Genomic DNA, 8,898 nt, shown 5'->3' with positions numbered 1-8,898 from the left:
AGCATCCCTACAAGGCGGCCCGCATCTTCGCCGAGAACTACAACGTCCCCCTGGAGGTCGGCCTGATGACGCTCTACAAGAAGCTGAACGAGGAGGGCCGGACGATCAGCTGGAAGCTGAACCGCCAGAACATGCAAAACCAGCTCGACACGATGAGGCACTACCACGTCCGGGACGACATCAATACCGTGAATCTGGACGACTACATCGATCTCTCCTATTTCGAGGCCTCCGGCGCGATCGACTTCGACCGGTTCATCCAAGAGAAGGTGGACCCGGTGTTCCCCACCGGAATGAGCTACAAGGACTGGAGGGCGAAGGCCGTCGAGGTCGACGGTATCGTTGAATAGACGCACCACTCCGCTCGTCCTCATCCTCTGTGCGGCGCTGGCGGCGACGGCCGTTTTTCTGGCCGCCCCGTCCCGGCGTCCGCGCGGAGAGGGGCTCATGATCGCCTGCGGCGAGGACCTGGCCGGGCAGATCGTCGCCTACGCCGCCCGGACCGGCAGCTCAAGGGTCGGCTCCGTCGACATGAGGCGGCTCTCCTTTCTCCAGCTCAGCGACTGCTGCGGCACGCAGGCCGAGTTTGCGCTGGCCGGCGGCGACTTCGACATGGCGGTGCTGTGTCCGGATGCGGCGCAGAAGTTTCTGTCCTCCGGGGTCCCGTTCAAGGTGGTCGGCGGGCTGGTGAAAAATGCGAACGTGCTGGTCGCCCGGGATGCGGCACATCCCCGGACGGTGGGATACATGAATGGGCGGGACCTTCAGAGGCAGGCCGTTTTCGCCAACCTGGGGGGCGCGGTGCAGCTGCATCCGATCACGGCCCCGGCCCTGCCCTACGCCCTGGAGTGCGGAGCCGTCGACGCGGTCGTGCTGGACGCCGCCGACGCGATCAAACTTCCGCAGTATCGGAACCGCGCGCTGCCCTGTGACGCTCCCTCCGCGGTTCTGGTCGTCCACGAGGCGCTGCTCGGGAGCACGGATTTCAAGGATTTTGTCGGACATTACAACGATACGGTCGGGAGGCTGGAGGCTTCTCTCTGCGAAGAGCTGCTTCCGCAGGTCCTGGGCGTCGAATGCGGAGAGGAAACATTGCGAGCATGGCACAAAATGAACGTTCAATTATTAACGCTTCCGGCACCAATTTCTCCGGCAGAAGGGGGCTGAACCTGGCCGCCATCATGGGGCGCCGGAAGGGCTTCGTCTGCATGCTGGCCGGCACGCTGGCCGTCTGCCTGCTCTGGTACTTCCTGGCCAGGGCGATCGACCGCAGCCTGATCCTTCCGGACTTCCTCGTCACGATGAAGACCTTCTTCACCGGTTGGTTCGACAAAAAGGTGATGTCCAACCTCGGCATCACCCTCGTGCGCGTCTTCACGGGCTGCGTCTACTCGGTCGCGATCGGGCTGCCTCTGGGGCTCCTCATGGGCTCCTCCCGCACCGCGCTCGTCGCCCTGTCCCCCTACGTGAACTCGATACGGCAGGTCCCCATCATGGCCTGGGTGCCGCTTTCCATCATCTGGTTCGGGCTCGGGGACGGGCCGACCATCTTCATGATCGCCATGAGCGCCGTGTTCCCCATCCTGATCAACACGATCTCCGGGGTCATGAACATCGACCCCAACTATAAGAACGCAGCACGGTGCATGGGGGCCGGAACGTGGCAGGTCCTGAGGGACGTCGTCTTTCCCGGTGCGCTTCCCAGCTTTCTGACGGGGTGCCGGCTGGCCCTCGGCGGCGCGTGGATGTCGGTCATCTGCGCCGAGTTCATCGCCACCAGCAAGGGGTTCGGCTACATCATGGTCGAGGCGCAGGTGCGCATGAACACGCCCCTGTTGTACGCCCTGATGATCATGTCGGCCCTGGTGGGGTTCGCCATGGACAAGAGCATCGTCCTGCTCGAACACAGCCTGACCGGATGGAGATACAAAGATGGCGCTGCTGACCGTTGACCACGTCAAAAAATCCTTCATGGACCGGGACGGACTCGTCCGGTCCGTCATCGACGACCTCTCGTTCGAGGTGAGTAAGGGGCAGTTCGTCTCGCTGCTGGGCCCTTCGGGGTGCGGCAAGACGACCCTGCTGACCATACTGGCCGGGTTCCAGACCTGCACGGAGGGGACGGCCGCCCTGGAGGGGAGGCCCATCGAGGGGCCGGGCGTGGAACGCGGCTACGTCTTTCAGAACTACGCGCTTTTTCCTTGGATGACCGTTCGGTCGAACATCCTCTACTCTTTGAGGATAGCCGGAGAGTCCCGGGAAAAACAGGAGACGCGGCTGAACGAGCTGCTCGAGCTGGCCCACCTCAAGGGGCACGAGGGGAAATACCCCATCCAGCTCTCCGGCGGCATGCAGCAGCGCGTCGCCGTCGTGCGCGCCCTGGCCGGCAGGCCGAAGGTGCTTTTGCTGGACGAGCCGCTCGGGGCCATCGACTTTCAGATGCGCGAGATCATGCAGAACGAGCTGGATCTCCTCGTGCGCCAGGTCGCGGCCACCGTCGTGATGGTCACGCACGATGTCGGCGAGTCCGTCTTCCTCAGCGACAGGGTGCTCGTCATGGGGGCCGGAGGGTGCCGTCTTCTGGCCGACGTCGCGATCGACATGCCCCGTCCGCGCGACCGTTCTTCGAGGCGGTTCAAGGATTACGTCGGCGACCTGACGGACCTGCTGCGCAGGGCGTTTCGCGAGTCCGAGAAGCTGTTCTCGAATTGAATATCGGGAAAGGAGTTTTTCTCATGTCTCTCATGAAGGTAGCGTACGTTTTTGCAACCACGAATTCGCAGAAGATCCTGAGTACGATGATCCTGCCGCAGCTGGAGGCCGGAAAACACGGGGCCGACGTCAAGGGCATGTTTTTCTTCATGAACACCTTCTTCCTGGTCGAGGGGACCCCAATGGCCCAGCGCCTCCAGGCCGTTGCGGACAAGACCGGGATGCTTCTGATGGCCTGCGACCAGTGCGCCATCGAGCGGGGCATCGACAGGAAACTCATCGGGGGCGCCGCCATCGGCTGCTTCCCCAACCTCTACGCGATCCTTGGGGAGATCGGCGGCGTCGATCAGGTCATCACGCTTTAACGTATCGCGCTTTCCCCCATCACCTGTTACCCCTGGAAACGAGAAAGGAGTCTTGGCTATGACAAACTTCAGGGATTCTCTGACATTCAGGAACTACGACCGGGAGCGCATCATCATCGACAGCATCGCCGCCCGGCTGACCGCGGAGGAAAACGCCTTCCGCAACAGGATCATCAACTCCATTGCGGACACCCGCAGGGCCTTTCTCCCCGCCGACGGCGAGGAGAGGGCGATGGTCGAGAGGCTGAGGGACAAGAATGCGCTGTTCATAGAGGAGGACGGCAGCGTCTCCTCCATCTACCCCGTCTCCGCCAGGCCCTCCCGCCATCTGGCCGCTCTGGCCGACGGACGGTCTATTGCATGTGCGCCATCGACGCTTTGGGCTGCGCCTTCACCTTCAACCAGGACATCGTCGTCACCTCCTCCTGCAGCAACAGCGGCGTAGCTATCCGCGTCGTCGTCAAGGACGGAAAGCTGTGCTGCGCGCTGCCGGACGAGGCCGCCATCCGCGTGTTGCACGCCGATCTGAAGGCCAGCGACAGCTGGGCCTTCTGCTGCTGCTGTTCCATGCTCTTCTTCAAGTCTCAGGAGGATTACGACCAGTTTGCAAAGGACCACGGGGTCTGTCCGGACCACTCCTTCTGCCTGAACCTGGAGGAGGCGTTTTCCGTGGGGCGCATGCTGTTCAGCGACGGGGAGTAAGCCGGCCCCGGGGGTAGAATTCTGGTTCGAAGTCTTGGACCGGCGATTCCGTAGAGGGCAATCAGTATTTCCTTGAATATTGACTATCTCAGAGGAGGCTATTGAAGAATGAACAACGAAATGAACAACGAAAGGAAAAGCAGCGGGTTACCCCTCTTACCTTTTCTGATCTTTATTGCTATCTACATGGGGGCGGGAATCATCCTGCAGATTCAGGGCGTCGAGATGGCATTCTATCAGTTTCCCTCGGTAGTGGCCATGTTCATCGCGGTTATCGTCGGTTTCGCAATTCACTACAAAACTGGAGTGAACGGGAACTTCGCTATCTTCGCCAAAGGCGCCGGCAACGAAGATATCTTGACGATGCTGATGATCTTCCTCCTTGCGGGAGCGTTTTCAACGGTTGCAAGAGCCATGGGAGGGATCGACTCAACGGTCAACCTCGGGGTTTCCATCATCCCGGCCTCGATGCTGACCGTAGGGATCTTCCTGATCTCGGGATTCCTGTCCATTGCGACAGGTACGTCAATGGGGACGGTGGCGGCGCTGATTCCCATCGCGCTCGGCGTTGTGGATAAGGCGGGATTGAACCTTCCGATCGTGATGGCGGCATGCCTCAGCGGCGCCATGCTCGGAGACAACCTGTCCATGATCTCGGATACGACGATCGCAGCGACAAGGACTCAGAATGTCGAGCTCAAGGATAAGTTCAGAACGAATTTCTGGATCACGCTTCCGGCAGCATTGGTGACCTGCGTCCTGCTCGTGAAATTCGGGAGCCCCGATACTGCCGTTGCGATCCAGGCAGACGACTATTCGCTGGTGAAGGTCATTCCTTACCTTCTGGTGCTGGCTCTCGCCCTCATCGGCATGAACGTGTTTGAAGTCCTGCTCATCGGCATTGTCTCGGCGGGAACGATCGGCATCGGGTATGGGGATCTCGGCGCGCTTGAATTCGCGGTCAAGATCTGGGAAGGATTCCAGGGCATGATCGAGGTATTCCTCCTCTCGATGCTTGCGGGCGGAATAGCGGAAATGACCAGGCATTACGGCGGCATCAACTGGTTCCTTGACAAAATCAGCGGGCTTTTCACGGGCAGGAAGTCTGCGAAGGTTGGGCTCTGCTTCCTTGCAGGGCTTACGGATATGGCGACGGCCAACAATACCGTGGCGATCATCGTCGATGGGGCCATGGCCAAGGACATCAGCAAAAGGTATGAGATCGACCCGCGCACGACAGCCTCGATCCTCGACATATTCTCCTGTATTTTCCAGGGACTCATCCCCTATGGCGCACAGTTTTTGCTTATCGCCAGCCTGACCAAGGGCAGAGTGAGCCCGATGGAGGTCATTCTCTACAACTGGTATCTCTTCCTTCTGGGGGGATTCACGATCCTATCGTTCTTCTTCCCGGCTTATGAGAGGCTCACGTTGAAGGGGAAATGGGACTGGGACGAGAACAGGCCGGTTGTCGCGTCTGAGAAGTAACGAACGGGGAGCGCCGAATTGAGCAGCCTGGTGGAGCAGTATTTACATGGGCTTGAGATTAAGCCCGACGAATTGACCGCTGTCGAGAGAGAGAAGCTCTTACGCGAGGGCAAAGAGGTTGACCGAATTCCGTGCTGTATCGACACCGGAGAGACTCTTGCACCGATGATAGGGATCAAGGTCAAGGACTATTATTTCTCATCGGAAAAAATGCTGGAGCTGGAGATGTACATCTACGACACGTTTCATTCGGACGGAGCCGGACTGTCGACGACTCTGCGAGGCATGGCGGAAGCCATGGGAACCAAGATACGGTACTTCGACCATAACATTGCCCAGGTCGAGGAGACGGCGATACGCTCTCTGGATGAAGTGGAGAGACTTCGTCCTGTGGATGTCGACAAGGACGGCAGGCTGCCCATTATTCTCAAAGGGCTCGAGTTGGTCAAGGACAAGCTGGGCGACAAAGTCCCGGTGAGCGGAACCGTAACGGGGCCGTTCACCGTCGCGGCGATGGTCGTTGGCACGGAGAATCTTCTGATCGGCATGGTGAAGCAGCCGGAAAAAGTACATCAACTGCTGCAGATCGTCACCGAGAACAACAGGCGCTATATCGAGAGGATGCTTGAGATTGGGGTAGGCATCGGCTTTGCGGATCCCGTAAGCACCACCTCAATTTTGAGGGCAAGGCAGTACAGGGAGTTCTCGCTTCCGTATTTTCAAAAGAACGTGGATTTCATCAAAGAGAACGGCGCCGGGTGCGGGCTGCACATCTGCGGAAAGAGTAAGGCAATCTGGGAAGACCTGAATACGACCGGGATTGGCTGCTTCGGATTGGACAATATAGAAGATCTTGAAGACGCCAAAGAGATCCTTGGCCCGCATATGGCCATTCAGGGCAACGTTCCTCCTGTAGATGTCCTGAGATTCGGCACGCCGCAGGATGTTCTGAGGTCGTCAAAGGAGTGCATCAGGAAGGCATGGGATTCGCCTGGCGGGTTCACCTTGACCTCCGGCTGTCAAACGCCTATGGACACACCGGCGGAGAATTTACAGGCATTGATGGATGCCGCGAGAATTTTCGGCAGATATCCCATGAATGCGGAGCTCTTGGCGATGGATGACGCATAGGGCTCGAAGACAGAATTTTTAGGGGCTTGGATTGTCAAGCCCCATACCACAGTAGAGGGTGAGGGAAGAGACAAACGGGCGGCAGGGGCCGCCGACATATTCGGGGGGGGAACCATGCTTTCACTGCCGAAGAACTTCGAGACTTACGATGAAAAAAGGCGAAACGCCTTTCTGGCACTTTACGAGGTAAAGAAGAGGGGTAAGAAGGTCGTGGGAACCTTCTGTTCCTATACCCCGACCGAGCTGATCCACGCTGCGGGGGCCATCCCCGTAGGGCTCTGCGGCAACAGCGAACAGGGGATCCTGGAGGCCGAGACGAGGCTGCCCAAGACCCTGTGCCCCTTGATCAAGTCCAGCTACGGGCTGGCCATGACCGACCAGTGCCCGTTCTTCTACTTCTCCGACGGGGTGCTTGCCGAGACGACCTGCGACGGCAAGAAGAAGATGTACGAGCTCCTGGGCGAGATCAAGCCGGTCCACGTCATGAAGCTGCCCCAGGGCAGGGATCACGCCCTTGCTCTGGAGTCCTGGAAGGAGGAGGTTCGCCTGGCCGCGAGGTTCCTGGAGGACCTCTTCGGCGTCGAGATCACCGAGGACAAGCTCCACGACGCCATCGTCTACCGAAATCGCGTGAGGAAAGCGCTCATAGAGCTTTACGAGGTCACCAAGGCCAAGCCATCCCCCGTCTCGGGATACGAGCTGACGACGGTCTCCGAGTCCGCCGACTTCCACTTCACGGACGACAGCCTGATAGAGAAGCTCGAGGAAAAGGCGAGGGAGTTCCGGAATCGCGTCCGCGAGACGTCCCGAAGCCGCCCGAGGGTTCTTCTTACGGGCTGTCCCAACACGGGGCTGCGCGAGAAGCTGATCCGCAGGATGGAGGACATGGGGGCCGATTACGTGTGCTCCGACCATTGCGCCGGGCCCAGGACGCTTCGGTTTATGGTCGACGAGAACAAGGACCCCTACGAGGCCCTGGCCGAACGGTACCTGAAGATCAACTGCTCCGTCATGACGCCCAACAAAGGACGCTTCGACGACCTGAAGCACCTGGTCTCGGACTACAGGGTCGACGGGGTCGTCGAGGTGGTTCTGCAGGGCTGCCACACCTTCGCCGTGGAGGCCTGGCACACGAAAACGACGATCTACGAGGAGCTGGGGCTTCCCTATCTTCGCGTCGACACCGATTTCTCCCAGTCGGATCGGGGGCAGATCGAGACCCGCCTGGGCGCCTTCATCGAGATGATGTCGTGAGGTGCGCCGGATAAGGAAGACGTGACAGCGGTTTTGCAACCGAATCTATCCGTTGCGCTTGGCTTGACGGTCTGGTGATAGAGCTTGTGTTTCTGGAAAGATCCGGCACGATTCTCAAAAACAGGTGGACTTGTGTCTATGGATAAGTCGTTTATGGTTGCGCTAAAAAAGTTGAACCGCAACAAGACGGGGCTGCAGAACATCATGGAGCCCATGACACAGGTCCAGGGCGTTCCGGAGGACGAGGCACGGGAGGAGGCCCTGCGCATCCTGCGGGTCGTGGGGCTGGAGGACAAGAGGGACTCCTATCCGGCCCACATGTCCGGAGGGCAGCAGCAGCGCGTCGGCATCGGCCGGGCCATGGCGGTGAAGCCGGAGGTCATGCTGTTCGACGAGCCGACTTCGTCCCTCGACCCGGAGCTGCTGGGCGAGGTGCTGGAGCTCATACGTTCTCTCGCGGCCAGGCACACGACAACGATGCTGATCGTGACCCACGAGATGCGCTTCGCCCGGGAGGTCTCCGACCGCATCCTGTTTATGGATGAGGGCTACATTCTGCAGCAGGGAAGCCCGGGGGAGATCTTCGGGAGCGGCAACCCGCGCGTTCAGAGGTTCATCAACCGCATGAGCGCATGAGGCGGGACGAATGTTTCGTACGGAATGGCGTGCGTCGAACGTCGGCGTACAGTTTATCGAAAACGGGAGGTTTTTATTGTGCAGAACATGCAAAACGCTGTGGAGAGGCTGAATGAGTTGAAGAAGGGTTTTGGGGCCTTTGCGAAGATCAGTCCCGACGTGATCGGCGCCTTTGGCCAGATGCGCGGCGCCTGCTGCCGCGAGGGCGGTGCGCTGGACTTCAAGACGATAGAGCTGATCAGCGTGGCGGTCGCAGTGGCCCGCAAGTGCGAGCCCTGCATTCTCTCCCATCTCGAGGTGTGCGTCGACCTGGGCGTTACCCGCGAGGAGCTGGCCGCGGCCCTCAACGCCACGGTGCTGCTGTGCGGCGGTCCCGGCTACGCCTACTCCGCCTTCACCATGCAGGCGTTCGAGCAGATGCTCGAGGCGAAGAGGTGATTGCCGGGAATGGTCGGGCCGCGTTTTCCTTTACCGGCCGAAAGAGTTGAACGGCAGTGGGTATGACCTGGGGGCGGGAGGGGGTTGCATCGCATGCTCTATGCAGGCATCGACATCGGCTCTACGGCCAGCAAGGCTGTGGTGATGAATGACGGCAAGGACGAGATTCTGG

General features: G+C 59.7%; 11 protein-coding genes and 1 pseudogene. 11 read left to right on the top strand and 1 reads right to left on the bottom strand.

Annotation, left to right across the window (positions count from 1 at the left end; genetic code table 11):
- From ABLA28_RS08940 to ABLA28_RS08920, 5 genes and pseudogenes are all read left to right on the top strand, one after another.
- Positions 1-350, top strand: a pseudogene (locus tag ABLA28_RS08940) (ABC transporter substrate-binding protein); the annotation flags it as partial.
- Positions 343-1,167 carry an ABC transporter substrate-binding (seleno)protein SaoB gene (saoB, locus tag ABLA28_RS08935; RefSeq protein ID WP_347713364.1) on the top strand — a complete coding sequence of 275 codons (825 nt, stop codon included), beginning with the start codon at positions 343-345 and terminating at the stop codon, positions 1,165-1,167. The pseudogene ABLA28_RS08940 and the gene saoB, both read left to right, overlap by 8 nt.
- 14 nt (positions 1,168-1,181) lie before the next feature.
- Positions 1,182-1,952: an ABC transporter permease subunit SaoP gene (gene saoP / locus ABLA28_RS08930; RefSeq protein WP_347713366.1), complete on the top strand. Its 771-nt coding sequence runs from the start codon at positions 1,182-1,184 to the stop codon at positions 1,950-1,952.
- On the top strand, positions 1,933-2,712 hold the full coding sequence (locus ABLA28_RS08925) for an ABC transporter ATP-binding protein (protein ID WP_347713363.1): 780 nt from the start codon (positions 1,933-1,935) through the stop codon (positions 2,710-2,712). The genes saoP and ABLA28_RS08925 overlap by 20 nt, the downstream gene beginning before the upstream one ends.
- A gap of 23 nt (positions 2,713-2,735) precedes the next feature.
- Positions 2,736-3,077 (top strand): DsrE family protein, encoded by a 342-nt coding sequence (locus ABLA28_RS08920; RefSeq protein ID WP_347713362.1) that lies wholly within the window; start codon positions 2,736-2,738, stop codon positions 3,075-3,077.
- Between the two features lie 93 nt (positions 3,078-3,170).
- On the opposite strand, the gene ABLA28_RS08915 is transcribed toward ABLA28_RS08920, so the two are convergent.
- Positions 3,171-3,374 (bottom strand): hypothetical protein, encoded by a 204-nt coding sequence (locus ABLA28_RS08915; protein ID WP_347713361.1) that lies wholly within the window; start codon positions 3,372-3,374, stop codon positions 3,171-3,173.
- A 63-nt stretch (positions 3,375-3,437) separates the two neighbouring features.
- Between ABLA28_RS08915 and ABLA28_RS08910 the strand changes: the two genes are divergently transcribed.
- The 6 genes from ABLA28_RS08910 (at position 3,438) to ABLA28_RS08885 (ending at position 8,726) form a co-directional block, all read left to right on the top strand.
- On the top strand, positions 3,438-3,779 hold the full coding sequence (locus ABLA28_RS08910) for an alkylmercury lyase family protein (protein ID WP_347713360.1): 342 nt from the start codon (positions 3,438-3,440) through the stop codon (positions 3,777-3,779).
- Positions 3,780-3,887: 108 nt separating this feature from the next.
- Positions 3,888-5,267 (top strand): Na+/H+ antiporter NhaC family protein, encoded by a 1,380-nt coding sequence (locus ABLA28_RS08905; protein ID WP_347713359.1) that lies wholly within the window; start codon positions 3,888-3,890, stop codon positions 5,265-5,267.
- Positions 5,268-5,285: 18 nt separating this feature from the next.
- The gene (locus ABLA28_RS08900) at positions 5,286-6,398 is read left to right on the top strand and encodes a uroporphyrinogen decarboxylase family protein (RefSeq protein WP_347713358.1); all 1,113 of its coding nucleotides are present in this window, start codon (positions 5,286-5,288) and stop codon (positions 6,396-6,398) included.
- Positions 6,399-6,512: 114 nt separating this feature from the next.
- Entirely contained in the window at positions 6,513-7,652 is a 1,140-nt protein-coding gene (locus tag ABLA28_RS08895; RefSeq protein ID WP_347713357.1) for a double-cubane-cluster-containing anaerobic reductase, read from the top strand.
- Positions 7,653-7,790: 138 nt separating this feature from the next.
- Positions 7,791-8,288 (top strand): ATP-binding cassette domain-containing protein, encoded by a 498-nt coding sequence (locus ABLA28_RS08890; protein ID WP_347713356.1) that lies wholly within the window; start codon positions 7,791-7,793, stop codon positions 8,286-8,288.
- Between the two features lie 87 nt (positions 8,289-8,375).
- Positions 8,376-8,726 carry a carboxymuconolactone decarboxylase family protein gene (locus ABLA28_RS08885; protein WP_347713365.1) on the top strand — a complete coding sequence of 117 codons (351 nt, stop codon included), beginning with the start codon at positions 8,376-8,378 and terminating at the stop codon, positions 8,724-8,726.
- The last annotated feature ends 172 nt before the right edge of the window (positions 8,727-8,898 follow it).

It is taken from the genome of uncultured Fretibacterium sp. (genome assembly GCF_963544685.1).
GTDB lineage: Bacteria > Synergistota > Synergistia > Synergistales > Aminobacteriaceae > CAJPSE01.
Note: the sequence above shows the minus strand (reverse complement) of the source record. Positions and strands in the feature narration are given on the sequence as shown.

What these genes read in the sequence shown, in the direction of transcription:
- ABLA28_RS08910 (WP_347713360.1), top strand. Translation starts at nt 3,438, where the DNA reads ATGTGCGCCATCGACGCTTTGGGCTGCGCCTTCACCTTCAACCAGGAC.
- ABLA28_RS08905 (WP_347713359.1), top strand. Translation starts at nt 3,888, where the DNA reads ATGAACAACGAAATGAACAACGAAAGGAAAAGCAGCGGGTTACCCCTC.
- ABLA28_RS08895 (WP_347713357.1), top strand. Translation starts at nt 6,513, where the DNA reads ATGCTTTCACTGCCGAAGAACTTCGAGACTTACGATGAAAAAAGGCGA.
- saoP (WP_347713366.1), top strand. Translation starts at nt 1,182, where the DNA reads ATGGGGCGCCGGAAGGGCTTCGTCTGCATGCTGGCCGGCACGCTGGCC.
- ABLA28_RS08920 (WP_347713362.1), top strand. Translation starts at nt 2,736, where the DNA reads ATGTCTCTCATGAAGGTAGCGTACGTTTTTGCAACCACGAATTCGCAG.
- ABLA28_RS08890 (WP_347713356.1), top strand. Translation starts at nt 7,791, where the DNA reads ATGGATAAGTCGTTTATGGTTGCGCTAAAAAAGTTGAACCGCAACAAG.
- ABLA28_RS08925 (WP_347713363.1), top strand. Translation starts at nt 1,933, where the DNA reads ATGGCGCTGCTGACCGTTGACCACGTCAAAAAATCCTTCATGGACCGG.
- ABLA28_RS08915 (WP_347713361.1), bottom strand. Translation starts at nt 3,374, where the DNA reads ATGGAGGAGACGCTGCCGTCCTCCTCTATGAACAGCGCATTCTTGTCC.
- ABLA28_RS08885 (WP_347713365.1), top strand. Translation starts at nt 8,376, where the DNA reads ATGCAAAACGCTGTGGAGAGGCTGAATGAGTTGAAGAAGGGTTTTGGG.